This window comes from Coleofasciculus sp. C1-SOL-03, from assembly GCF_040220555.1.
Taxonomy (GTDB): domain Bacteria; phylum Cyanobacteriota; class Cyanobacteriia; order Cyanobacteriales; family Coleofasciculaceae; genus Coleofasciculus.
This window is the reverse complement of the sequence record NZ_JAVJUO010000219.1, coordinates 39,482-64,433: the sequence shown is the minus strand read 5'-3', so window position 1 is coordinate 64,433 and position 24,952 is coordinate 39,482. Positions and strand designations below refer to the sequence as shown.

At 46.2% G+C, this 24,952-nt stretch carries 19 protein-coding genes and 1 pseudogene; 11 read left to right on the top strand and 9 right to left on the bottom strand.

Annotated features, from left to right (window positions below):
• Nucleotides 1–701: 701 nt before the first annotated feature.
• Nucleotides 702–2,771, top strand: coding sequence for an AAA family ATPase (locus tag RIE73_RS33620; protein WP_446405300.1), 2,070 nt, complete (start codon nucleotides 702–704; stop codon nucleotides 2,769–2,771).
• A 27-nt stretch (nucleotides 2,772–2,798) separates the two neighbouring features.
• Here the strand turns inward: RIE73_RS33620 and glmU are convergent, their stop codons facing one another.
• Nucleotides 2,799–4,157 (bottom strand): bifunctional UDP-N-acetylglucosamine diphosphorylase/glucosamine-1-phosphate N-acetyltransferase GlmU, encoded by a 1,359-nt coding sequence (gene glmU, locus RIE73_RS33615; RefSeq protein WP_446405299.1) that lies wholly within the window; start codon nucleotides 4,155–4,157, stop codon nucleotides 2,799–2,801.
• Nucleotides 4,158–4,684: 527 nt separating this feature from the next.
• Here glmU and RIE73_RS33610 point away from each other — a divergent pair.
• The 3 genes from RIE73_RS33610 (at nucleotide 4,685) to RIE73_RS33600 (ending at nucleotide 12,169) form a co-directional block, all read left to right on the top strand.
• Entirely contained in the window at nucleotides 4,685–10,819 is a 6,135-nt protein-coding gene (locus RIE73_RS33610; RefSeq protein WP_446405305.1) for a CHAT domain-containing protein, read from the top strand.
• Nucleotides 10,820–10,985: 166 nt separating this feature from the next.
• Complete coding sequence (locus tag RIE73_RS33605; protein WP_446405298.1) at nucleotides 10,986–11,189, top strand: hypothetical protein; 204 nt, start codon at nucleotides 10,986–10,988, stop codon at nucleotides 11,187–11,189.
• A gap of 23 nt (nucleotides 11,190–11,212) precedes the next feature.
• Nucleotides 11,213–12,169 (top strand): hypothetical protein, encoded by a 957-nt coding sequence (locus tag RIE73_RS33600; RefSeq protein WP_446405297.1) that lies wholly within the window; start codon nucleotides 11,213–11,215, stop codon nucleotides 12,167–12,169.
• A 252-nt stretch (nucleotides 12,170–12,421) separates the two neighbouring features.
• On the opposite strand, the gene RIE73_RS33595 is transcribed toward RIE73_RS33600, so the two are convergent.
• On the bottom strand, nucleotides 12,422–12,823 hold the full coding sequence (locus RIE73_RS33595) for an endonuclease domain-containing protein (protein ID WP_446405296.1): 402 nt from the start codon (nucleotides 12,821–12,823) through the stop codon (nucleotides 12,422–12,424).
• Nucleotides 12,824–13,341: 518 nt separating this feature from the next.
• On the bottom strand, nucleotides 13,342–14,115 hold the full coding sequence (locus RIE73_RS33590) for a DsbA family protein (protein ID WP_446405295.1): 774 nt from the start codon (nucleotides 14,113–14,115) through the stop codon (nucleotides 13,342–13,344).
• A gap of 152 nt (nucleotides 14,116–14,267) precedes the next feature.
• On the opposite strand from RIE73_RS33590, the gene RIE73_RS33585 reads away from it, so the two are divergent.
• Together RIE73_RS33585 and RIE73_RS33580 are read left to right on the top strand one after the other, a co-directional pair.
• Nucleotides 14,268–15,062 carry a Uma2 family endonuclease gene (locus RIE73_RS33585; protein ID WP_446405304.1) on the top strand — a complete coding sequence of 265 codons (795 nt, stop codon included), beginning with the start codon at nucleotides 14,268–14,270 and terminating at the stop codon, nucleotides 15,060–15,062.
• Between the two features lie 103 nt (nucleotides 15,063–15,165).
• Nucleotides 15,166–15,861, top strand: coding sequence for a Uma2 family endonuclease (locus tag RIE73_RS33580; protein WP_446405294.1), 696 nt, complete (start codon nucleotides 15,166–15,168; stop codon nucleotides 15,859–15,861).
• On the opposite strand, the gene RIE73_RS33575 is transcribed toward RIE73_RS33580, so the two are convergent.
• The 4 genes and pseudogenes from RIE73_RS33575 to RIE73_RS33560 all read right to left on the bottom strand — a co-directional run bounded on the left by RIE73_RS33575 (nucleotide 15,858) and on the right by RIE73_RS33560 (nucleotide 18,791).
• Nucleotides 15,858–15,971 (bottom strand): PEP-CTERM sorting domain-containing protein, encoded by a 114-nt coding sequence (locus RIE73_RS33575; RefSeq protein WP_446405303.1) that lies wholly within the window; start codon nucleotides 15,969–15,971, stop codon nucleotides 15,858–15,860. The genes RIE73_RS33580 and RIE73_RS33575 overlap by 4 nt on opposite strands.
• 135 nt (nucleotides 15,972–16,106) lie before the next feature.
• Nucleotides 16,107–16,205, bottom strand: coding sequence for a zinc ribbon domain-containing protein (locus RIE73_RS33570; protein WP_446405293.1), 99 nt, complete (start codon nucleotides 16,203–16,205; stop codon nucleotides 16,107–16,109).
• A gap of 40 nt (nucleotides 16,206–16,245) precedes the next feature.
• Nucleotides 16,246–16,359, bottom strand: a pseudogene (locus RIE73_RS33565) (helix-turn-helix domain-containing protein); the annotation flags it as partial.
• A gap of 176 nt (nucleotides 16,360–16,535) precedes the next feature.
• A complete protein-coding gene (locus RIE73_RS33560) occupies nucleotides 16,536–18,791 on the bottom strand; it encodes a RelA/SpoT family protein (protein WP_446405292.1) in 2,256 nt (751 codons plus the stop codon).
• Nucleotides 18,792–19,306: 515 nt separating this feature from the next.
• Here RIE73_RS33560 and patD point away from each other — a divergent pair.
• Entirely contained in the window at nucleotides 19,307–19,666 is a 360-nt protein-coding gene (gene patD / locus RIE73_RS33555; RefSeq protein WP_446405291.1) for a heterocyst frequency control protein PatD, read from the top strand.
• Between the two features lie 214 nt (nucleotides 19,667–19,880).
• On the top strand, nucleotides 19,881–20,465 hold the full coding sequence (locus RIE73_RS33550) for a zf-TFIIB domain-containing protein (protein WP_446405290.1): 585 nt from the start codon (nucleotides 19,881–19,883) through the stop codon (nucleotides 20,463–20,465).
• 209 nt (nucleotides 20,466–20,674) lie between these two features.
• On the opposite strand, the gene RIE73_RS33545 is transcribed toward RIE73_RS33550, so the two are convergent.
• On the bottom strand, nucleotides 20,675–21,328 hold the full coding sequence (locus tag RIE73_RS33545; RefSeq protein ID WP_446405289.1) for a choice-of-anchor C family protein: 654 nt from the start codon (nucleotides 21,326–21,328) through the stop codon (nucleotides 20,675–20,677).
• Between the two features lie 192 nt (nucleotides 21,329–21,520).
• On the opposite strand from RIE73_RS33545, the gene RIE73_RS33540 reads away from it, so the two are divergent.
• The 3 genes from RIE73_RS33540 (at nucleotide 21,521) to RIE73_RS33530 (ending at nucleotide 23,694) form a co-directional block, all read left to right on the top strand.
• On the top strand, nucleotides 21,521–22,123 hold the full coding sequence (locus tag RIE73_RS33540) for an IS5 family transposase (protein WP_446405288.1): 603 nt from the start codon (nucleotides 21,521–21,523) through the stop codon (nucleotides 22,121–22,123).
• 184 nt (nucleotides 22,124–22,307) lie between these two features.
• Nucleotides 22,308–22,760, top strand: a complete 453-nt coding sequence (locus RIE73_RS33535) for a hypothetical protein (protein ID WP_446405287.1) — start codon at nucleotides 22,308–22,310, stop codon at nucleotides 22,758–22,760.
• Nucleotides 22,761–22,884: 124 nt separating this feature from the next.
• Nucleotides 22,885–23,694: a Uma2 family endonuclease gene (locus tag RIE73_RS33530; protein ID WP_446405286.1), complete on the top strand. Its 810-nt coding sequence runs from the start codon at nucleotides 22,885–22,887 to the stop codon at nucleotides 23,692–23,694.
• A 53-nt stretch (nucleotides 23,695–23,747) separates the two neighbouring features.
• Here RIE73_RS33530 and RIE73_RS33525 read toward each other — a convergent pair whose 3' ends face one another.
• The gene (locus tag RIE73_RS33525) at nucleotides 23,748–24,860 is read right to left on the bottom strand and encodes a tetratricopeptide repeat protein (protein WP_446405285.1); all 1,113 of its coding nucleotides are present in this window, start codon (nucleotides 24,858–24,860) and stop codon (nucleotides 23,748–23,750) included.
• Between the last annotated feature and the right edge of the window lie 92 nt (nucleotides 24,861–24,952).

Sequence of the window (24,952 nt, the reverse complement as noted above, 5' to 3'; positions counted from 1 at the left end):
ACGAAAAATCGGGCGTTTCGGCTTTTAGAAGTGAGTTTGACCGAACCTAATTTTGTACGGTTTTTCCCCCTTGTCTTCTTTCCATCCTTGTCCTCCTTGTCTTGTCTCAACCATAAAATAAAAAACCTACACCTGTCAGGGAGGTGGCTCTGGGTAAAGGTTTCAGGGTTTGAATGGGGTGGTTTATTGAGAATAAGTTGCAGCTATTCGGGGTAAATCTTGACCCCCCCGGAAATCAGGGTGTAGAATCGGGTCAGGGTGAGGCTTCTAGAAGCCGACCCTTTAGACTTCTCCAGAAGTCGAATTAATGGAAACATGGTAATAATTAGGGCGCACGTCTGTGCGCCCCTACAATTTCAATCAAGGCAATCGTTCAGGACTTACGCAGCTACACTATATATGGCGCTGAAGGTGCGTTACGCTGTGCTAACGCACCCTACAAATAGAAGCTTTGCGTAAGTCCTATCATTAATTAATAAATGTGCTAACAACAGGGTTATTAATTCGACAAAATCCTGACATCTTCACCCACAGACTGTAGGGGCACCATCCTTGCGCCCCTAATTTGTCACCCAAAGCCCATCAGCCACACAATTCGTCATTCGCATAAAATTATAGACAGCCGTTCTCATCCCCCTCTAGGATAGAGTCGTTTATCAGTTATCAATTATCAGCGAACAATGACAAAGGACGAATGACGAATGACAAATGACGAAAGACTAATTTGTCACGTTTTAATTGGTTGTCCCGCCAGTGGTAAATCAACCCTGGCTGGGGAATTGGCGAAACTGGGAAACTATAAAATAGTCTCCACCGATGAAATCCGCCAAACCCTCTACGGTGACGCTACCATCCAGGGGGAATGGTGGGAAATTGAACAATCCCTCTTACAGCAAATCCAAGACGCGATCGCATCCAGTCAACCGATCATTTATGATGCTACTAATGCCAAACGTTCCTGGCGGATGTCGCTGTTGATGCAATTGCACAGATGTAGCCCATCTCCCCTGTGGATAGGATGGCACCTGAAAACCCCTCTGTCTACTTGTCTGAATTGGAATAAACAGCGATCGCGTCAGGTTCCCGATTCGGTGATAAAATCATTCTACCAGTCTCTGCACCAATTTCCTCCCCTAGCGGCGGAGGGATTTGCAGCGGTTTATCCGGTGACACCTGTTAAAGGCAAATTCGATATCGGACAAATCCAAACCAAACTCCAACGCCTCAGACACAGCCAGGTGAATCGTACCAACCGCACCCAACATGGACAAATTCAGTTACACCGCTATTCTCGGCTGTTGGATTTTGACCGCTTGCTGCATTTAATCTCCCTGATTCTGACATATCCGGGTATCGGGAATTTACAACAAATTGCGCCTCAGTGTCTGGAAAGCCTATTGGGAACCGTTCCTGAATTTGCCACCTCTGTGGAGGAAATCTGTGCGGTGATGGCGAAATGTAAGGGTTTAATCTATGCCGTACCTGATGCGATCGCGGATGATTTACACTGGTTAACGGAGAATGGATTGATCGGATATCCAATTGGCGATCGCCCGATTCAAGTCGAACCACTACCAGGGACAATTAGCGCCACTCATCCCTATTCTGATTGTGAACCCTTCCAGCGACTTCTGGCAACGATTCGGTTTATTTTACACCATCCTTTTTTAGAGAATACCTGTAGTGGCAATTTGCCTACGTTAGTTGAGGCGTTGAAAACTGAAGGAATACTGGTTGGTGATGCGGTGGATACAGTTCGCAAAGATATCGAAAAAATCCTGAAACCTTATAAACTCCTCCTAAATACTCCCATGCGACAAGGTTACTTTCTGGGAACCGCCTTGCTATGGCGTCATGAACTTAAACAGGTGTTTACGGTTCTGCAATCTCAAGCCCAGAGTTTTGATGATCCGGTAGCCTTGGAAACCTATGAACTATTTCGCGATCGCATCACCTCCAGTAAGTTGGATATCACCGAAGTTTATCCAGTACGGGCAATAGCCCATCAGTCCATGGTGGATATCGACAGTTTACCGTCCTCTGCCCTAGCCCGCAACTTAGACCAACTCGAAGACGCGATCGCATCAGGTAAACTGTTAGAATTGAATCGACATCGGGGTGGGGGGAGATTTGCGGGAGATCAAGAAGGATTTTTTACCGCCTGGTGTCTGCAAATCGTCTTTTATAACCATGCTTGGTACGTCGCCTTTGAACAAGAAGAAAAGGGAAAAGGCGGGAATTTATTTCGGTTTGAACGATTAGATCGCCTGTTTATCGGTCAACCCCAAACTATCACGCGATCGCGACAAGCACAAGTGCGATCGTTAAACAAACTACAACGCCTCCATCAAGCCAGTGCGGGTTTATTTCTGGGGAATAGTGTCAAAGATCAACAACAATTTCTCAGCCCGAAAAAAGCAGAACGGGCGGCGGTGGAAATCCTAGTTGAACTTTGGTTTAATGATCATATATTTCCCTTTATTTGTGAAGGGACAAAACGCTATCCACCGGGACAGATGAAGATGTCACCACCGTTAGGGAATCATTTATTGAACCCTCGCTTAAAATCGATTTTTTCCCTATCTCCCAGCCCTGATCCAGAGTTTCCCCATCGCTTTCAAGTCACTTTCCCCAAATGGTCACTTGAGGATGTAGACTTATGGCGTTGGGTAGCTGGATTTGGCGGGAATGTCAAAGTGGTGCAACCTCAACCTTTGATTGACAAAATTCAGGACATCGGCGCGGGAATTTGTCGCCATACCATTGTTTGAGGGGTGTGGGAATCAGGGAACCAATTCCTACGGGGTGGGAGACTTGAGACGCCAACCGGGTTTGACGACTTGACGCGATCGCGCAATCACGAGACAATCATTGGGTGTACTTTCGGTGATCACCGAACCTGCGGCGACGGTGACATCTTGACCCAAGGTTACGGGTGCAACAAGGACACTATTAGAACCCGTCTTCGTGCGATCGCCAATTTGAGTGCGATGCTTTTGTACGCCATCATAATTAGCGGTAATCGTTCCTGCGCCGATATTCACCTGATTCCCCAATGTCGCATCTCCTAGATAAGACAGGTGGGCGATATTTGTGCGATCGCCAATTTGGGCGCCCTTCAGTTCCACAAAATTCCCCACCCGACAAGATTCCCCAATGCTGACATGCCCTCTAAGATGAGTATAGGGTCCAATGCGGGTATTTTCTTGCACCACCGAATCACTCACCACCGAATACAGCGCGGTGACATTTTCACCTAACTGACTATTTTCAATCAAACTTCCCGGTCCAATTCGACTCCCGGAACCAATCACGGTTTTCCCCCGCAGGTGGGTTTGGGGTTCAATAATTACATCCGGTTGCAATTCTACGCTGTCATCAATCGTAATACTATCGGGACTAATTAATGTCACTCCCGCCATCATCCAAGCTTCCTTGATCCGATCCTGTAAAATCTGGTATGCTTGGGCTAACTGGTTGCGGTTGTTGATGCCCAAAATTTCATGATAATCCTCCACATCAACCGCCATCACGGGTTTTAGTTGATGAATCGTATCGGTTAAATAATATTCCTTCTGGTCATTATTTGACTCTAGATTAGGCAAGATTTTCGCCAATTTCTGCCAACTAAAACAATAAACTCCCCCATTAATGCGACGGTTTTGCTTTTGGGCGGTGGTGCAGTCTCGATCTTCGACAATCTGAGTGACGAGGTTTTGACTATCACAAAACACTCGCCCATATCCTTGCGGATTCGGCAGTTGCGCGGTTAATATCGTCGCGGCATTTTGGTGGGTTTTATGGGTGTCTAATAATTGTTGCAGGGTTTGGGGGCGCAACAGGGGAACATCACCATTCAGAACCAATAAATCTCCCGTAAATCCCGCTAACTGGGGGAGGAGTTGTTGTACCGCATGACCGGTTCCCAATTGTTCCGTCTGTTCCACAAATTCGATATCTGGGAACTCGGCGAGAGAATGTTTAACAAGTTCTGCTTGATAACCGACAATCACCAGACACCGCAACGGATTGATCCCCAGACAACTCTTGAGAACTCGTTCCACCATTGACAAGGAACCCAAATTGTGGCATACCTTGGGCAACTTGGATTTCATCCGTGTCCCGCGCCCTGCGGCTAAAATCGCGACTGCAACCATGATTGAGATAGGAGTGATCGGCTACCGAATTATAAAGTTTCGCTTACTGATAATACCATAAGTAGTCGGGCTTTCATTAAAGTTAATGGTTGAGATTAGGGAATAATGGTTCATTGTTCATCGTTCATGGTTCATTGCCATCAACGACGGGGGATGAACCCTGAACTAAGGCTTGGGCGGCTATCCCTACCACCTTTGATCGAGGTAAGCTTCTCGCCGCTTTTTTGATGTGTCGGCTTATTTTATCCGATTTAATTTTCTCAACGTTTCATTTTTTAATCAATATTTGTAACAGTATGTTGATTAAATCAACAAAATTAAGCCATGGGATAAAAATCAGCGGCTGTAAGGCTCAACATAGATTAAGAGATGTTGCTAATTTTGATCTACCTCAAAAAAACTGATTAATCCTCAAGTCTTATTTTCTTCATTGTGTTATAAAAAAAAATACCTTGAATTCCCGTAAAGCAACTGGTTGAGATGGTAGGGATTTAACAACTGGATAGGAAACAATCGCCATGAAAACCATGCATCGACTGCTTATCCCCTTAGGCTTAGTCGCCGCGTTCACACCGACGCCGCTAGTCTCTCAACCGATTACACCCGCGACGGATGGAACCGGAACCCAAGTTACACCAGATGGTAACCGTTTGGATATCCAGGGAGGTAGCGTTTCCGCAGATGGGACAAATCTGTTTCATAGTTTCCAGGAGTTTGGACTCGATTCCGATCAAATTGCCAATTTTCTAGCAAATCCCCAGACTCGTAATATTTTAGGGCGGGTAATTGGCGGTGATCCGTCGATGATTAATGGTTTAATCCAAGTGACTGGAAGTAATGCTAACTTATTTTTACTTAACCCAGCCGGAATTGTCTTTGGTGCAGACGCCCAGTTAAATGTCCCGGCTGATTTCACTGCAACTACGGCTACGGGGATTGGGTTTGGCGATAATCATTGGTTCAAGGCTTGGGGTAACAATGACTACCAAAGTTTAGTAGGTGTTCCTAATCAATTTGCCTTTGATGTTTCCCAGCCGGGGAGTATTGTAAATGCTGGCAATTTGGCGGTAGGAGAGGGGCAGAATTTAACGTTACTGGGGGGTACTGTAATTAATACCGGACAACTCACTGCACCCGGCGGAACGATTACCATTGCGGCTGTACCGGGTGAAAATTTAGTCCGGATTAGTCAACCGGGAAACTTGTTGAGTTTGGAGATTTCTCCACGTCTAAGTAATCCGGGTGAACCGCTACAGCTAAATCCTCTGGATTTGCCAGTATTGTTAACGGGTACAGGGGAAACAGTAGATACGGGATTGACTGTTTCTCCCACGAACGAGGTACAGTTAACTGAATCGGGGATAACCCTACCCACTGAACCGGGGACAGCGATTGTTTCGGGTAATTTGGATGTATCTATGTCCGACTTTGCGGCTTCACCACAGATAGGAGGTGAGGTTAATGTTTTGGGCGATAACGTGGGATTGGTTGAGGCGACGATTAATGCTTCTGGTGCGAATGGTGGGGGTACAGTCAGGATTGGCGGAGAGTATCAGGGAAGCGGTACAATTCCTAATGCTTTACAGACCTATGTGAGTCAAAACTCAGTAATTAATGCGGATGCGCTGATTGATGGGAATGGTGGACGAGTGATTCTCTGGTCAGATGAAATCACCCGTTTTTTGGGTAGCATCAGCGCCCGTGGTGGATTGAATGGCGGCGATGGTGGGTTTGTTGAAGTTTCGGGAAAGCATGGTTTGAATTTTCAAGGCGTTGTCGATTTGTTAGCACCTGCGGGTAATGTAGGAACGCTATTATTAGACCCAACAGATATTACGATTAGTGATGCAGCGGATACCGGGAGTATGACGTTTGCGGGGGGTATATTTTCGGACACGATGACGACTCCCTCTATTCTTAATACGACAACTCTAGAAAATCAATTGACTTTAAGCAATGTCACCGTTTCTACCGCTTCGGGTTTGCCAGATGCGGGAACGATTACTGTAGATGATCCGATTACCTGGAGTAGTGACTCGTCTCTGACACTGTTTGCCAATAACGATATTAATGTGAATGCAGATATTAGCTATTCGGGAACGGCTGATACTGCCTTAACCTTACAAGCAAATAACAGTATTATTTTAAATTCAGGTGCAGATATAACGGCTAATACTACAGGGAAGTTGGATGTTACTCTGAATGCTGACCGAGATGGGAGTGGTGCAGGGTCAATTCTCCTTAACCCGGGTTCAGCTATCAATTCCAATGGTGGTGATATTATCCTGGGGGGTGGCGATAATCCGTTGATGAATCCTGCGGTAGGTACAGTGTCTAATTCTTCTGGAATTATTCTCGACAATGCTGTACTCAATTCTGGGATAGGTGATATTTCGATTATAGGTAAGGGCGTCGATAATTCACAGTTAGCCCAAGGTATTGATATCAGGAACGGAACGACAATTCAAACCACTACGGGTAACATAAAGCTGATGGGAACAGGTGGGATAGGAGTCGATGAAAATCATGGAATTTTTATTTGGGAACCCGTTAATCCAACTAATCAAGCTAGTATAATCAGTTCAATCGATGGCAATATCAGTCTAACCGGAATCGGACAAGGAACAGGAGAGGAAAATAGTGGTATTCGAGTTGATAACTTTTCCGGTGGTATGGGTCCTATTGTCGAAACCACAGGGAGTGGTACTATAACGTTTAATGGTACGGGAAGTAGCGCCGGAACTCAAGCCAATGATGGTATTGTTTTGGGTGTTGGTAATATCAGCATTCGTTCCGTCAATGGTGATATCAATCTGACAGGAGTCGGACAAGGTTCAACGTCTGCGAGTGATGGGGTAGAAATTGCTGAAGATTCCATTGTGGAAGTGACTGGAAATGGAACTATCCTATTAAATGGTACGGGCGGTAGTGGTATTAGTGATAATCAAGGGGTGCGGATATGGAAATCCTCCCAGGTGCGAACCAATAGCGGAACAGTAGATGTGATTGGTATTAGTGGTACGGGAACGGATTCTTATGGAATTCAGTTAGCTGAAGATGGAGAGTTGGGACAAGAAACGCAAACGGGAAACTTGACGCTAACGACGGATACGTTGGATATTGATAATACGTTTAACGTGGTGGGTACGGGACAATTACAGGTACAACCGTTAACCCCCAGTCTAGGAATTACGATTGGCGATACTGCTGTTGGCACATTAAACCTGGATACCGATACACTGGCTAGCTTCCGCAATGGATTTTCACAAATTATTATTGGTGGCGCGAATCGTAGTGGCGCCATTACCCTAGCTAACAATGTTACCTTTAATGACCCAGTAGTTTTGCGATCGCCAACCAACTCAGGTTCGATTACGACGACAGGGTATACCTTAACCGGAATCGATGACGCCACGATTCAGCTAGAAGCCAACCAAGATATTGTTACGGGCGATATTATGAATCCAGGCGGGGAGATTATCCTCACCAGCAATAACGGTTCTATTGACACTCATCGCGGTATCCTCAATACTAGCGCCGCAACCGGGGATGGCGGAACGATTACTCTCACGGCGAACAGGATTAATCCGGGTTCTATAAATACCTCGGCGGGTTCCGGAAGTGGCGGTAATATCAGCTTAAATGGTACTGTTACTCTCACTCAACCGGATACCACATTCACCACCACAGGGATGACGGTTGGGGGTGATATTATCCTTACCAATACCCTCAATGGTGTCACAGCTAATACTCAAAACCTGACCCTAAATTCGGGTACGGGTAATATTACCTTTGAGGATAGTGTCGGGAATACGGTTAATCTGGCAGATTTGAGGATCAATAGTACAGGGATTACCCAATTCAAGGCTTCTGTAATGGTTCAGAGTCTCACAACTGATGCTGGGGGTATGACTCAAATTCGTGGAAATGTGATAACGAATGGAGAGTCGGGTCAAACCTACCGTGATGATGTTACTCTGATTGGCGATATTGAATTAACGGGTGACGAAATTAATTTTTTCGGGGATGTCGCGGGGAATGGGAATTTGACCTTACAACCGTTTAATCCCAGTCAGGCGATCGCGCTTAACGGTACGACTGATACTAACACAGAACAGCTCGACCTGTCAGTCCGGGATATCAACGCCTTGGCAAATGGTTTCGAGTCGATCACCATCGGACGCAATAATAGCAGTGGCGCGATTACCCTGGCTGATGATGTGACGTTTAATGACTCAGTGACATGGCGATCGCCCCTAGGTGATGGTTCGATTAATACCACTGGCTTCACGTTAACCGGAAACGGTGAGATTAGGCTACTGGCGAACCAAGATATTATCACAGGTAATATTACCAATCCGGGTGCGGCGGTAACGCTGACGAGTCTTTCGGGAAATATCAATACTGATAATGGGACACTGTACACCCGATCAAGAATAGGCAAAGGAGGCGCGATCGCACTCAATGCTGCTAATAGTATCACCATAGGTGATTTCGACGCCAGTTCTGCATTTGGAACTCCAACACCCATTACCCTGAATGCTGGAAACCAAATTACATTCAATCGTTCCCTGACTTTACCCGGCGATTTCTCGGTGAGTGCCAATACGATTATTTTTAATCGCCCAGTTGACGGAACTTATACGCTAAATCTTGATACCGATAGTGGCATTGTTCAGTTTAATGATCGGGTGGGTACTGTGCAACCGTTGCAAAATTTGCGGGTAGAAGGAGAGATTATCACAACGAATCAGGAAGGGATAGATATTACCGCCGAGAATACCATCACAACCGATAATATTACTGCCCCTGGCGGAATTCGTTTAGTCAGCCAAAACGGACAAATCTCTACAGGCATTTTGGACACCTCGGCGGCGGGTAATAGTGGCACGATTACCCTGACGGCTGATGACACAATTCGCGTTAACCAGATTAATACTCAGAGTTCAGAGGGTATCGGCGGAAACGTGGAAATTACCACCAACCGTTTTTTCCAAGCGACTGACGCTTTCATCGACCAAAATGACATCAATGCCAGTATTTCTGTGGCTGGAGGAACCGAGGGTGGCACGATTATTATCCGTCATGGAGGAAACGGTATTGTGCCATTTATGGTGGGGAATTCTGAAACCAACGGAACTCGCGGCGCCATCACCCGAGGCAATACAACGCCTGCCCAAACCATTACCCCCAATCAAGCCTATTTCTTCACCCATACCCAAGATCAAGAACGAATACAAATTTTATCATCTCCTACTCCTTCCATTCCCGATGAAGCAATCATGGGAGAACCCAAACCCCCACTCGATACCAATTTAAACCCAGAGTCGTTAAACAATCTAATTGGACAGGGGTTAACCACAGAAGTACAAATCCAGGAAAACCCGGAAACGGGAGAAACGAGTCAAACACAGCGCTTTTATGCACCCGGAACATCAGCTATTGACGTTAATGATTTCTTAGCCGTCGGTCAAATCGATAAACTCTTTGAAGAGCAATTTGAGACCTACTTTCAACAAGATTTGACCCGTGAAATCGTCACCGCCGAAAGCCTGCGAGACACCCTAAATACGATATCCAATCAAACGGGCAATCATTCCAGTGTTGTCTATGTCCGTTCACTGCCTGACTCCCTCGAACTCATATTAGTTTTACCTCAAGGCTATCCCATTCACAAGACTATCCCCCAAGCCAATGCCCAAGCCTTACAGCAGACGTTAAACCAATTCCGCCAAACGGTTACGGATGTCCATAAAGGGAAAGCTTATCTCAGCCCAGCGCAGCAACTTTATGACTGGATTATTGCCCCTCTCGAATCTGAATTAGAAGCCCTAGGAATTGATACACTAATCTTTTGTATGGACTCCGGTTTGCGGACAATACCCATGGCGGCGCTGCATGATGGCAATCAGTTTCTGGTAGAAAAGTATTCGATTGGTTCTATCCCCAGTATTAGTCTCACCAATCACCGTTATGCCTCCATCAAAACTGTTCAAGTTCTCGGCATGGGCGCGTCTAAATTTACAGATTTAGCCCCGCTTCCGGCTGTACCGAAAGAATTGCAGATGATCACGCAACAATTATGGTCAGGAAAATCGTTTTTAAATGAAGAATTCACCTTAAATAACCTGAAACAACAACGTCAGCAATTTGGGATTATCCACCTCGCCACTCACGCCGATTTCCGCCCCAATGAACCCAGTCACTCTTATATTCAACTCTGGGATGGGAAACTGCGATTAAATCAGTTAAGGCAAATCGGTTGGAATCAGCCGCCTCAAGTGGAGTTATTAGTCTTAAGTGCTTGTCGCACAGCGATTGGAGATGTGAATGCGGAGTTAGGATTTGCGGGATTAGCGGTAAAGGCGGGAGTGAAATCTGCCTTAGCCAGTCTTTGGTATGTCGATGATGGCAGCACATTGGCGCTGATGAGTGAGTTTTATCGGCAATTAAGTCAACCGGAGGTGATGATTAAAGCCGAAGCATTGCGACGCGCCCAACTTGCCATGCTGCGGGGACAGGTGCGTCTAGAAAATGGTCAATTACATGGTATTGGTATGGGTGGAATTTCTTTACCGATGGAATTTAAAGGTAGAATCAATCAAGATTTCTCTCATCCTTACTACTGGGCGGCATTTACGATGATTGGTAGTCCTTGGTAGAGGGATGGGGGAGTTTTGAGTGCGTAGAAGCAAAAATGTAATCAAGAATATTCGCCAACTTTTCGGATATCACCCCTAACCTTGAGAAAAACTTATATTCAAGTTGTTTCAGTGGAGGGAGAATAAATCGTCCAAACACAGAACAGGTCTAAATTTACCGCCTACATTGTTCATCAAACTGCCTGGAGGGGATATCCTCATTGCACCCCTACTGTCTCCTGAAACTCTACCCGATGGGATTCCGGAAAAATTGTTCATCTATAGAAATATGGAAAATGAGGGTGACTTGAGCAAGGGTAAGCCATCAGGAGTCCCCGAAGCAGCAGGAAGTAAACACCGAAATGCCACGCCAGATAAGTGTTTTGGATAGGTTTTATGGAGCAGCAGTCTATAGTGAGTTACAAAAAGTCATCGGATGGAGTCGCATTAGAACCTCAAGCCGAAGCGACGCTATTCGATTTCCGTTGGTTTTTCCAGCTACCCCCTTTGTTAAAGGGTATGGGAGTGAGCATCGCCGCCTGTAATACTGTGGTAATCTCATTTGGGCTTTATTCTCTGTTGAATGCTGTTCCATCCAACCCGGATCTTGACCGATTAGAACGGGCGAGGGCAGAATATGATGCGGGAAACTTTCAAAAGGCGATCGCACTGGCTAAATCGATTCCCCGTGAGAGTGCTTTATATCAGGATTCCAAGACTAGCCTCAAACGGTGGCGGCGAGAATGGCATACAGCCGCTGCTCAATACCAAGCCGCTGAACAAGCATTGAAGGAAAAACGATGGCGGGATGTGTTGGAAGAAGCTCGTAAGATGGAGGGTGTCCGCTTTTGGCGGCGTAAAGTTGAATCCTTGGTGGAACAAGCCAAACCTGAGTTAGAATCCGAAGCCCAACAATTACTAAATCAAGCTTACGCTAAAGCTCAAAAAAAGGATTTTACCGGGGCGTTGAACTTGCTCAACCAAATTCCCCCAGAGACAACAATGGCGGCTAAAATTCAACCGAAGTTAGTTGAATACCAAGAAAAACAACGCATTAAAGCCGAATATCTTTTACAACGAGCCTATAACCAAGCCGCCAAACGAGACTTTAAGAGCGCGTTGAACTATCTTTCCCAAATTCCGCCAGGTACATCCACCTACGATACGGCTCAAATTAAGATGGCTGAATATTCACAAAAGCAGCATTTTAAGGAAGAAGTCGAGAGAACGGTTCAACTGGTGAGGAGAGAGTCAGAGGAGCAAGAAGAATCGTCTGAACCCTTTTCCACAGAACCTTTTATTTCTACCGAAACGGATGAAAAAAAATTAGAACTTAATCCCGGAAATCAACTGCAAGAGGTTACCCATTAAGTGCGTCATTTGTCATTTGTTATGCGTTGATTGGGAAATCTCTCCCAGCTTCCCCAGCCCCCTAGGGGGATCTCCTCTCAAGTTACAATTGTATGCCATCAGTTTATGGACTTCTCCGTGCCGTTTAGATCCCCCTAAATCCCCGTGCAAAAAAAGCGAAATATCCTCTGGTTTCCCCCTTTTGAAGGGGGACGGAAGGGGGGACTTTGAGATAAAGGCGGACTTTGAGATAAAGATGAACTTTGAGTTGAATTAACTAAAATTTATAGCTATCTCATCAATCCGTTGACAAACCGATTCAAAATGATCAAGTACCTCATCATTCCTAAACCGAACAACCCGCAAACCATAACCTTCTAATATACGGGTTCTTTCAACATCGTATGCCTTTCCTTGATCTGTAGAATGAGACTCCCCATCTATTTCAATCACTAATTTCAAAGTCGCACAGTAAAAATCAACAATGAAGTGATCAATAGGTCTTTGTCGCAGTATTCGGAATTTGAAAGTTCTCAGGTAGCCTTGCCAGAGTTTTTTCTCGGCTGGGGTGGGATTTTGACGCATAGATTTCGCTCTATCCACTAGGCGCGAATCATAGGGAAGATGAAAGTTTGTGGTGTTGAGGTTTCGGTTTCTTGATGTTGGTAATGCCATTTTTATTAAAAAATCTATCAACAGAGACTTTTAAATCCGGTTCCCCCCTTGTGAAGGGGGGCTAGGGGGGATCTCCTCTCAAGTTGCAATTGTATTCCATCAGTTTGTGGATTTATCCGTGCCGTTTAGATCCCCCTAAATCCCCCTTGAAAAGGGGGACTTTGAGACAACAGAGAACTTGAAATCCGGTTCCCCCCTTGTGAAGGGGGCTAGGGGGGATCTCCTCTCAAGTTGTAATTGTATTCCATCAGTTTGCGGATTTTCCCGTACCGTTTAGATCCCCCTAAATCCCCCTTAAAAAGGGGGACTTTGAGGCAACAGAGAACTTGAAATCCGGTTCCCCCCTTATGAAGGGGGGCTAGGGGGGATCTCCTCTCAAGTTGTAATTGTATTCCATCAGTTTGTGGACTTCTCCGTACCGTTTAGATCCCCCTAAATCCCCCTTGAAAAGGGGGACTTTGAGGCAACAGAGAACTTGAAATCCGGTTCCCCCCTTGTGAAGGGCTAGGGGGGAACACTTATAACGACTGTTTGACACGAGTGAAACGTTTCTCCATTTCCTCTAATTCTATCGCCCCAGTAAACACCTCCCCATTCATGACAAAAAAGGGAGTTCCCGTAATTCCCAAACTCTCTGCTAGCTGAATATCTTGACTAATCGCCGTTTGTGCGGCTTGGCTATTGCGATCGCGGTTAAATTGGTCTACATCTAAATTTAACTTCTTGGCTGTTTCAATATAAAACGATTCCCCCAGTTTTTCCTGCTGAGTAAACAACACATCATGATACTCCCAAAACTTCCCCTGTTGAAACGCCGCCCACGCTGCTTTTGCGGCTGAGATAGCTTGGGGATGAATTGAGGCTAAAGGGTAATGTTTATACGTCAACGTCACCTGATCTTGATGCTTTGCCATAAACCGTTGCACCGTTTTATGCGCCCTGCCACAATAGGGACATTGAAAATCGGAAAACTCCACCATGACAATCTTGGACTGAGACGCCCCTGTTGTCGGTGAGTCCCCAATAATGGCTTGAGGATTGGTTTTAAGTTGTTGCACAAAGGCTTGCTGGGCTTGTTGGAGTTGCTGTTGGACACGCTGCTGATACGCCTGAACGGATTCCAGAATCACTTCCGGGTGTTCGCGAATCACTTGCAACACTTGTTCTTCTAATTTGGGACTCACTTGGCTAGCCGCTTGAACGGGTAAAGAAGTACCGAGTAAGGTAATACAAAGGAGCAACGCGATCGCACAAAGCCGAAATGGGTACATGGTTGAATGGTCATGGTTCATGGTTCATGGTTCATTGTAACGGGCAGGCAAGCGGTAAGATTTAATTGATCGGGACTATTGCTGAATGTGCGATCGCACCATTTGTTCGTTCGTTCGTAGTCGGCGCTTTAGCGCTAGAAGATATAGCAACCGCCAAGGTTAAACAATCTCAGATGGTTCTGCAAACTCCAACCTCCGCCAAACGCCAAGAACCCCTTGTCACCTGGGAAAAACTTCCCGACGATTTCATTTTGCCCGATGATCCCGTGGAAAACATTCTACAACCGCCCCTCGCCGCCGCACTAACCGATGCTTTAGATGCAGCCAATCGCCTGAATTCGCAACTGTTAATCGCCTCCAATTTTGGTCTCGTCGCGACAGTGGATCAGAAAATTGTCGTCAAAGCACCAGACTGGCTGTATGTACCCCAGGTATTTCCGGTTGCAGAAGGCGTAATTCGCCGCAGCTATACTCCCAATCGGGAAGGGAGTCCAGTTAGCGTCGTCATGGAGTTTTTATCAGAAACTGAAACAGGAGAATACTCAGTACGACCAACATTTCCCTATGGTAAGTTCTACTTCTACGAGCCAATTCTCCACGTTCCAACCTATGTGATTTTTAATCCCCTAGCGCCAATTCTAGAAGTTCACCGATTGCAAAATAATCGATATATATTGCAACAACCCACAGCGGAAGAACGCTACTGGATTCCTGAATTAGAACTATTTTTAGGCATCTGGTATGGTACTCGATTAGGCTTAACCAGCAATTGGTTACGCTGGTGGGATGAGTCGGGAAATCTATTGCTGTGGAGTTCAGAACAAGCTGAACAAGAACGCCAACGGGCTGAACAAGAACGCCAACGCGCTGACGCTGTAATCAATAACCTAGAGCAAGAACGGCAACGTAATCAGGCGTTGATGGCTAAATTGCAAGAGTTGGGTATTGATCCCAACACCTTGTCCTAACCTAGCGATTTAGGATATCAGTTCGTGAGCAAACTCACTGAATCGGCGATCGCCCTGAGTCGGTAGGATGAAAGAAAGCTGTAGTCAAACTGAACACTATCCTATGTCTGATGAGTCTGTGGGAAATCTTCAAGAACCGTTCCTCGCCGCCGCCCTAACAGACGCTTTAGGTGCAGCCAATCGCCTGAATTCGCAAATGTTAATCGCCTCCAATTTCGGGCTTGTGGGGGCAGTTAATGGGAACATCGTGGTCAAGACACCCGACTGGCTGTATGTACCCCAGGTATTACCCGTTCGAGAAGGAGAAATTCGCCGCCGCTATACACCCAATCTGGAAGGCAATCCAGTTGGGGTGGTCATGGAGTTTTTGTCAGACACTGAAGCGGGAGAATACTCCATACGACCCAGTTTCCCTTATGGGAAGTTATTTTTCTATGAGAAAATTCTCAAAGTTCCTACCTATGTGATCTTTGAGTCCCTAGCCGTAGTCCTAGAAGTCCGCCAATTACAAGATAATCAATACGTAGTGCAACAACCCACAGAAGAAGGACGCTACTGGATTCCTGAATTAGAACTATTTTTAGGCATCTGGCATGGCACTCGATTAGGCTTAACCATCCCCTGGTTACGCTGGTGGGACAAGTCGGGACACCTATTATCGTGGAGTTCAGAACAAGCCGAACAAGAACGCCAACGGGCTGATGCGATCGCAAATCAGCTAGAGGAAGAACGGCAACGTAATCAGATGTTAATGGCGAAATTACAAGAGTTGGGCATTGATCCCAACACTCTATCCTAATCAGTTTGACGGTGGCGACGGTATGCAGCTCCGCTGATCCCTAGCATGAGTAGTCCCAGCAACACACCAGGTTCAGGCGTCTGGGCAGCTTCTTCATCTGCGAAGGCTATCCAACCCGCTCCGTCTAAGCCGTTATGAAAGACCTATGCAAGTCTAGGCAGAGTTACTCATTTCTAGGCTTGCCGCTTACTTCCTGCTTCGTTCTGGTGGTGTCGGCACTCGACCAGTCCACAGGCTAACACCACCTAACTGGCGGCTATTTCCAAATTAATGGAGGCGTTAAAATCGCGGTCAATTTCTAACCCGCAGTTGTCACACCGGAAAACTCGCTCTGATAAAGGCATCTCCTCTTTGACGGTATGGCATCTTGAGCAAGTTTTTGGTTTCGGTCAAACGAATCGCACAATTCCAAGCATGGCGGGAAACGCCACAATGTTTAGCTAATGCGGTTCGCTGTTTGTTGTTCAACTTTAATTCAGTCTTAAACCCTAAAAGCATGACTTGGTAAGACTTGTTGTATAATAGCTTGCCCACAAAGAGGCTAGCCGCGATCGCTTGATTGACCCAAGAAAGGGTGACGCCTACCGCCGCCGTGCTAGCAAGGGCGAGCTTTAGGGGTAGAGAGGCTAGTTGCATTGGCATTTTCTGGAGAATCGATGTACAGGACTACGAGTTTACTCATTAATATCGCTGATTCGCCGCAGATTCAAGATATCGCTCATCTTTTTAATTTGAGCAAAACTTTGCTGCAACTGCCCGTAATCCCGAATATCGATACACAAATCAATCAACGCAGGTTTACCGTCTTGAGTTTTCACCTGAGCTTTCCGCACATTGATATGATGGTCACTTAAGCGGGAGAGAATATCCTTTAAAACCCCGACCCGATCCAACACTTCAATTTGAATATTAACCGGATAGGTTTGCCGACGCCCACTCTCTTGATCCGTCGGATTCCAATTCACCGGAACTAATCGGTCTCCCTCAATATTTTCCACATTGGGACAGCCTTGACGATGAATCGAAATTCCCCGCAATCGGGTGACGACACCCAGAATAGGTTCGCCGGGAACTGGATTACAACACCCAGCAATCCGATGCATTAATCCCTCGACCCCCGCAATGGGTTCGCCTTTAATCGTCCACTGATCACTTGTTTCCCTCGCCGTCGGTAACGATGGCAGTAAATCTTCGATTTCTTCGGGTTCGGTTTCAAAGGGTTGTGTGGCTTTTACTGCATCGCGCAATCGATTGACCACGAGATTTAGAGTCACTTCTCCATACCCTAATGCCGCCAATAAATCTTCAGCATTTTGATAATTACAGCGTTCGGCGACAGATTGCATAGGTTCTGATTTGAGCAAGGATTCAAATCCATTTTTACCCAATTCCTTCTCCAGCAAATCTCGACCTCGCGCCACATTTTCATCACGGTGCGATCGCTTGTACCATTGGCGAATCCGGTTTCTGGCACTGGGCGTGACGACGAAGTTTAACCAGTCTAAACTAGGGTGACTATTTTTCTGGGTGATAATTTCGACAATATCCCCATTCTTTAACGGTGTATCCAGAACTCGCCACTGACCATTAATTCTCACCCCAGCACAGTGATTCCCAATCTCGGTGTGAATCCGATAGGCAAAGTCTATCGGCGTTGCGTCCCGACTCAGGGGTATCACATCTCCATCGGGGGTAAAGACGTAGACATCATCGTCAAATAAATTATCTTTGACACTTTCGATATACTCATGAGCATCTTTCAGGTCATTCTGCCATTCCAGCAACTGCCGCAACCAGGTAAACTTGTCATCGTCTGCGCCAATTCGGGTTGGATCAGATGTTCCGGTTTCTTTATACTTCCAATGTGCCGCAATCCCATATTCGGCAATCCGATGCATTTCCAGGGTACGAATTTGCACTTCGATGGGACGCCCATGGAAGCCAATCACGCCTGTATGTAGAGACTGATACCGATTGGGTTTCGGTAAGCCGATATAATCTTTAAACCGACCGGGAATCGGGCGAAAGGCATCATGGACAACAGCTAATGCCCGATAGCACCCTTCGTTGGTCTCCACAATGATCCGCATCGCCGCTAAATCATAAATTTCGTGAAATTCCTTATTGCGGCGCTGCATCTTCTGATAAATTCCATACAGATGCTTAGGACGACTATTCAAGTCCACACATCGAATGCCCATCTCATCAAGACGCCCTCGCAGAATTTGCGAAACCTGGGCTAATCGTTCTTCCCGGTCTTGACGCCGTTCGGCAACCAGTTCCTGAATTTTGCGATAAGCATTCGGTTCAAGATACTTAAAGGATAAATCTTCTAACTCCCACTTAAACCGCCCAATTCCCAAGCGGTTGGCTAAGGGGGCAAAAATCTCGCGGGTTTCCTGGGCGATCGCCCGCTGTTTTTGTGGCTTAAGATGTTCTAATGTCCGCATATTATGCAGACGGTCTGCTAACTTGACCACAATCACCCGGATATCCTTCGCCATCGCCAGGAACATACGGCGGAAGTTCTCAGCTTGGCGTTCGGTTTTACTGGAGAAGTTAAATTTGGAGAGTTTGGTGACGCCTTCAACTAAATGGCGCACCTCGGCACCAAAGATGGATTCAATCTCGTCTGGCGTGACATCCGTATCTTCGACCACATCATGGAGTAAACCCGCCGCGATCATGGTACTGTTGCCGCCTAAGTCTCTTAATAAGCCAGCAACGGCTACAGGATGAGCGATATAGGGTTCTCCAGAGGCTCGATACTGTTCCGAATGAAGTTGATACGCAAATTCAAACGCCCGCACCACTAACGCCGCATCATCCGGTGCTGATGGGTCATAGGTGGTAGAGGCTGTTGATAAACAGTCCTGCAACCAGTCGGGAACGTCTAGGTTATAGGTTGTAGGTAGGACAGTGGCACTCATAATTCTTTCCCTGACAGATCAATAAATAACGGTAATGGTAGTAAGATCTCTGTTTAGTGGTATAGTTATCGGTTTTTATGAATTCCAGGAATCAAAATTCCCTAGAATACCCGTATAGTAATCAGACTTAGATGAGAAATGGTAACATAAGATACCAGATATCCACCTGAGTGACCGAGTATAGAAGCAACCTGTCGCTTCTGTTACGGACTCCATTTCCAGCGAAATCTGGCATAACTCAAGGACTTGGTTGAAGCCAATACGCTAGAATTTCTGCGGATGGTTGGTTGTCAATAGCGGATCGCTAAGACTGCAAACAGCAACGGTTTTAGGGACAATCAGTTTTGGCAGTACCACACCACCTAAACTGCTCCTCCTTACATTGGTTACTCTGCGATGAGAATGCAAGCTGACGTTCAGACTCAAACCTGATCCTCAGCTTGGTGGTAAATCCTTGCATTTATAAACAAAAATACAAGATTCTTTACATTTATTCTAGACCAACCTGTCTCATAATGTTAATCCCCTCCCAACGGCAATCCTATCAGGACTTTCAACAGGTCTTAGACGATTTGCACAAAAGCACCCAGAAGCACGAGTTAGACAAAACTGAGATACAGGAGCGTTTCCAGGCGGTGAAACAGCTCTTTCAAGCACGAATTCTCACGCTCAACCCCGATGAAGTCAATCAGGAACACTTATCAGCATGGCAGTCTAGGCAAACCGAAATCCATAGACAGATGCGCCTGCTAGAAACCGATAGGCTAATGTTGCAGGCGGCGCGAAATTCTGCAACGGTTCAGTCTAGGGTGGCTATTATCTGCGATCGCCTGAACACCCTGATTCAATACTGTAATGCTATGCTTCAACTCTAGCGCTCTCGTCCCGTCCTGTCGAGGGAGTGTTGAGTGTTGACCCTTCACTTGGTTCCAGGGTATTGCGCGTGAGTGTGTAGGGGCGGGTTTCACGACTATCGTTTCTTGCCTTACCCAGATGTAACTAAACCCGCCCCAACCCTGTAGAGACGTAGCCTGCTAAGTCTGAGTTTTGAGTTTTAATAAGGTACAGATGCTTTGAGGAAGAAAATCGGTGCAATGTCCCAAATGTAGAAAAGTCCCACTCCTAGACGGCTATTTAGAGCATCAGTTTGCCGTGAAGTATTGCCAAGAGTGCAAAGGCACTTGGATTCCTGCCAAAGAGTATGAAGCATGGCAGGCACGTCAACCGTCTAATCAGAGAATGCCTGATATTCCACCTGAATCATTAAATGTGGATTTTGTCAAGTCCCCTTTCGATACCAAAGCCGCCTTATGTCCAGAGTGCCAGCGCTATCTCTCTCGCGCTAAAGTTAATCTCAAGACACCCTTTTATGTGGAACGATGTTCTCACTGTCGCGGGATTTGGTGCGATTACGGGGAGTGGGACATTCTCGAACGTTTGGGACTCCATACCGTAATTGAGCAACTGTTTACCAACGAATGGCAGAGTAAAGCACGAGAACGGCAACTTTGGCAAAAAGAACGCCAAGCCACGGCGGAAAAATTAGGGAGTGAGTTAGCGGCGCAGGTAATTGAGTTGGGGGAACGGTTAGCCGAACATCCGAATGGCGATTTTGGCGTGGCTTATCTGATGCGGCGCGTCGGCGGAAATTGGCAACAACATAATCAAAAATAGGCTATATCATGTATTGATCAGGTGGAAGTTTGAGGATAGCCGTTTCAATTTGCTTAACTGTTAACATGGCTTGCCTGTAATAACATCAAGAGCAAGAAAGAGAATGTTCTCTCCCTTGCCTTGCAGAACTTTCTCAGAGTTATAATCACCCAACAGACTTAGTGATTAAAAACAGCGCGGCTATAGCCTGTAAGAAAGGTAACCACCGTTTAAGCCTTGTTTTTCTTTTTGGACGGTGAACGCTTGAGCAAGCCGCCAAAGGAGAGTGCCACCACATAACCTATTGTCGTCATAGGTTCGGGGACAGAAACAGCCGTGACTGACACGTTATCCAATGCGGGTCCGCCAAAGGGGTAGTCTGTTTGCAGACTAGAAAACTCAAGTGTGGTTTCTGTATCGATAGCGGTAAACAGCCATGACTGGGTTTCCCAGCCTATATTTCTCAGATCAGTGCCTGCCTGAAATGAAAACAATTCAGATTGTCCTGCGGCAGCAACTTCCATCGTTTGTAAAAGACCACTCGGATGACCTGCCAAAGCAAAACTAACGAGATATTGCTGATCAGGGGAAGTGCTAAATGTTTGTGCCACCCCACCCAGCATACCGTTGAGATCGAGACTTCGGTTGCCATCAGCCGCAAACCATCCCGTGCCATAATAATCAATTCCACCATTTATTACCGTCCAATCTTGGATATCAGTAGAACCGACGCTGAGTGGCAAAAACTCACCTGGCTCCGGACCGATTTCAAAACTACCATTTTTGATTATGTTAGCTGCTGATGCTGGACTAGCTCCAATAGCTACCAAACTCAAGGTGTAGCCAGTAGCCAAAACGGTGAACTTGTTCCAGATATGTTTCATTCTGTTTACCTCTTCTTAGGATATTTGAAGGTCTTAAGACTTTCACTAATTACTCGGATGAACATACTCTCATTTTACGCAAAGGATAATTTTAAGTTTGGTAAACCGTTTATAAAGAAAAGATAAAAAAATCAAGCCAGAGAAATCAACTTGGCACAATAGAGGCGTCGTCAAGATAGTTGGGCTAGCCAGATGGCACGTCGTCCTTATCCCACCGACTTGAGCGATCGCGAATGGGAGTTAATTGAACCCCTATTACCAAAACCGAAACGTCGGGGACCCAAACCCAACGTGAATTTACGCGAAATCGTCAATGCGATCTGCTATCGGCTGCACGAAGGGTGCCAGTGGCGGGCTTTACCTCACGATTTTCCGCCCTGGTCAACGGTGTCGAGTTACTTTCGCAAATGGCAACGTCAGGGAATTTGGTCGGCGATTAATCATCGCTTGCGACAAGAGCTTCACCAGGCTCAATTACTCGTACCCCCAATTGATGATCCCATCGGGGAGCGATATCTGTTGATGTGGGAAGAACCAGAACTAAACTCCTTCTCAATCGCAGCATTAGAATTATTAGGACTCACCAAACGTGAGGCAGAAGTACTATTCTGGGTAGCCCAAGATCAAAGCAATGCTGCCATTGCTAAAGTACTAGGTTGCCGTCAAGGAACAGTGCGAAAACACTTGGAGCATATTCACCGGAAACTGGGTGTCCAAACCCGAACCGCTGCTGTAATAGTTGCCCTGGAAAAGTTGGGTCTACTCAAAGCTACGTTTGTGGCAATTTCGTCATAATCCTATACGCGGATCGTCGTATTGCTGTTCAAGTTTATTTGGAGAAAAATTAGATTAATGGGAGTTTAACAGTTATGAAAGCTCGAAGACCTTATGTGAGAAAATCGGCGATCGTGGTTATGCTCGTTCTCCTCGCGCTTTTTGCCGTGTACGGTTGCGCTAGAGGTCAAGCCCAGTCATCTTTATGAAGAAAACAGGCGGACAGAAAACGAACCAACCGGCAATTGTTTTCTATGTTAGTCGCAAACTGGCACTGCGTAATTTGCCAGTGCAAAACCGGATTCCCAAGCAGATTAACATTCCGTGGGAGTATGCCCCCGATGGGGTTCTAGAAATGATCACGGATGTCCAACCCTTACAATTTCAAGCCTTTGAGAATACCGATCGCATGCGCCCCTGTCCGGGTGGTTATAGTATCGGTCATCCCGATGTCACGGCGGGGACTTTGGGCTGTTTGGTCAAAGACAAACTCAATCAAAGGACTGTTATCCTCAGCAACAATCATGTCCTCGCTAATAGTAATCAGGCTCAAGTTGGCGATCCCATCATTCAACCTGGTTCGGCTGATGGGGGAACAATTGAATCAGATACTATTGCCACGTTGGAACGATTCTATCCCTTGCTAGACTTGCCTTAGTGGTCAAAAAAGGTAAAGCCAGACCCAAAAAACGGTTAAAAAAGACCTCTTAATCTCTAGTTTTTCAGTGATTTCAGTTAAAATAGTGGCATAGATTTTACGGGAATCAAGACCTCACATCACTATGATTCGTCTGCCTACCCAATCCAATCCCCCAGATTCTCCCCGGCAAACCTTGCCGACAATGTACGATTTGCCCAGTGATAATCCGGAGGACCCTGGATTGCCCGATGAGTTTCACTTTTTTCAACCGCTTTTACTCCTGTTAACCTTTCAACCAACTAATTGGAATTGGGAACAAGTGTTTTCTGCCTGCGACTTGAATCTTTATTACGATGTTAATCATACTCACTGGTACAAGCGTCCCGATTGGTTTGGGGTTGTGGGGATTCCGCGCCTGTATGAACAGCGAGAGTTGCGCTTAAGTTATGTGATTTGGCAAGAAGAAATTAGTCCCTTTGTGGTGGTCGAGTTATTATCTCCGGGTACAGAAGATGAGGATTTGGGACGGACAGTAGCCAAAGCCGGAAATCCACCCTCGAAATGGCATGTTTATGAAAAGATTTTGCGGGTACCGTACTATGTGATTTTTAGCCGCTATACCTATCAGCTGCAAATCTTTCATTTAGTTGAGGGGAATTATCAACGGATGAATTTAACCGATAATCGGTTTTTTATGCCGGAGTTAGGGTTAAGCTTGGGATTGTGGTCAGGGCGATTTCGTGAGATTAACGGACAATGGTTGCGATGGATGACGCCTTCAGGAGAGTTGATTCCCACAGATAATGAGCAAGCGATTCTTGCCGAAGAAAGGGCTACCGCCGCACAAGAACAAGCGATATTAGCTGAAGAAAGGGCTATCGCCGCCGAAGAACGCGCCCAACAATTGGCGCAACGGTTGCGAGAATTAGGCATTGATCCAGACAATTTGTAGGATAACCTCGAACCCGGCAAAAACAACGATCGCTGCGACTGTCTTTTTGCCATTCATTCCCCTAATGTTTCATAGTAGGCTAGGGCTTGATTGTACCATTCCCTAGCTTTGTCTGTTTCCCCCAATGCGGTGTAAAATTCACTTAAGTCTTCTGCAACTAAGGCGGGAATATCGGTATCTTGGCTAGCCGCGAGTTCAAGGGCTTTCTGATAGTTTTGGACAGCAAGCTGAGATAATCCTATTTGTCGGTATAGCTTGCCCAATTGGTGATAAATAGCGGCGGTTGGGTTTCCTTGACTGACTAAATCGTCTAGGGTTTCAATGGCGTTTTGTTTCAAATCGTGGCTAAGGTAAAGGTTGACTAACGATAGGGCTTTGGCTTCTGGGTTGAGTTGATCATTGGCGAGAATTTGGGAGGCGGCTGTCTTGATTTGGGCTTGGGTTTGGCTATCCAGGATTCTGAAACCAAGTTCAGGTATATTTTCCTCAAACGAACCGCGATCGCGAGTTTCAACTGTCCATAAATAATACACGCCCGGTGTTAGAGGTGTTTCACCCGAATAAGTTATTTCGGTGTCATTAACGTGAGTTTGCCAATCTACATCCTCACCCCTGACACGCACCTTGTAGCTGGTGGCGTTGGCTACAGGATGCCAACGGAATGTAGGTTTGTTATTGAGTAGGGTAGTGCGACGGGGACTGATCAGGTAGGGGATAGCAGGGTTATTCCAAGCGATCGCATCGCCGCGATCGGGACAACTGACTAATCCAGGGCTGCATTTGGCGTCTTGGCTATCTTCGCTTGTGGCGCAAGTATTAACTTGATTATTACCCCCAGGTACTGACCATACTGTTAAATCCGTACATTGGACAATCACTTGTGCGCCGTTGGCGGTGAGGAGTTCATCTCCCGGATAAATGGGTATCCCCGTTGTGGGGCGGATTAGGGAACCGTAAGCCCGTTTAACCTGAACATTACCCAGAAGTTGAATAATTTGTCCGTTGGCTGTTCGTTCAGATGTTGCGATCGCGGGGGATAGGATTGACTGTTGTCCGATGAAACTGACAGTAGCGAGGATGAAACTCAACCCCATAAAAGGGAGGCGGAATCGGTTTTTCGGTGGAATTCCTGGGATACTAGCGGTAAACGTTTGAAGTTTCATCATAAATTCTCCAATTTTTGCCAACGTTGATCGACTTCATTAATGCATTCATCTAACCAATTATCGCCAATTGTTACCAATTCTTACCAATTGTT

Excerpts from the sequence above, each read along its gene's own strand:
- RIE73_RS33620 (WP_446405300.1), top strand. The coding sequence starts at position 702 with ATGACAAATGACGAAAGACTAATTTGTCACGTTTTAATTGGTTGTCCC.
- glmU (WP_446405299.1), bottom strand. The coding sequence starts at position 4,157 with ATGGTTGCAGTCGCGATTTTAGCCGCAGGGCGCGGGACACGGATGAAA.
- RIE73_RS33610 (WP_446405305.1), top strand. The coding sequence starts at position 4,685 with ATGCATCGACTGCTTATCCCCTTAGGCTTAGTCGCCGCGTTCACACCG.
- RIE73_RS33595 (WP_446405296.1), bottom strand. The coding sequence starts at position 12,823 with ATGGCATTACCAACATCAAGAAACCGAAACCTCAACACCACAAACTTT.
- RIE73_RS33590 (WP_446405295.1), bottom strand. The coding sequence starts at position 14,115 with ATGAACCATGACCATTCAACCATGTACCCATTTCGGCTTTGTGCGATC.
- RIE73_RS33585 (WP_446405304.1), top strand. The coding sequence starts at position 14,268 with ATGGTTCTGCAAACTCCAACCTCCGCCAAACGCCAAGAACCCCTTGTC.
- RIE73_RS33580 (WP_446405294.1), top strand. The coding sequence starts at position 15,166 with ATGTCTGATGAGTCTGTGGGAAATCTTCAAGAACCGTTCCTCGCCGCC.
- RIE73_RS33570 (WP_446405293.1), bottom strand. The coding sequence starts at position 16,205 with ATGCCTTTATCAGAGCGAGTTTTCCGGTGTGACAACTGCGGGTTAGAA.
- RIE73_RS33560 (WP_446405292.1), bottom strand. The coding sequence starts at position 18,791 with ATGAGTGCCACTGTCCTACCTACAACCTATAACCTAGACGTTCCCGAC.
- patD (WP_446405291.1), top strand. The coding sequence starts at position 19,307 with ATGTTAATCCCCTCCCAACGGCAATCCTATCAGGACTTTCAACAGGTC.
- RIE73_RS33545 (WP_446405289.1), bottom strand. The coding sequence starts at position 21,328 with ATGAAACATATCTGGAACAAGTTCACCGTTTTGGCTACTGGCTACACC.
- RIE73_RS33540 (WP_446405288.1), top strand. The coding sequence starts at position 21,521 with ATGGCACGTCGTCCTTATCCCACCGACTTGAGCGATCGCGAATGGGAG.
- RIE73_RS33535 (WP_446405287.1), top strand. The coding sequence starts at position 22,308 with ATGAAGAAAACAGGCGGACAGAAAACGAACCAACCGGCAATTGTTTTC.
- RIE73_RS33530 (WP_446405286.1), top strand. The coding sequence starts at position 22,885 with ATGATTCGTCTGCCTACCCAATCCAATCCCCCAGATTCTCCCCGGCAA.
- RIE73_RS33525 (WP_446405285.1), bottom strand. The coding sequence starts at position 24,860 with ATGATGAAACTTCAAACGTTTACCGCTAGTATCCCAGGAATTCCACCG.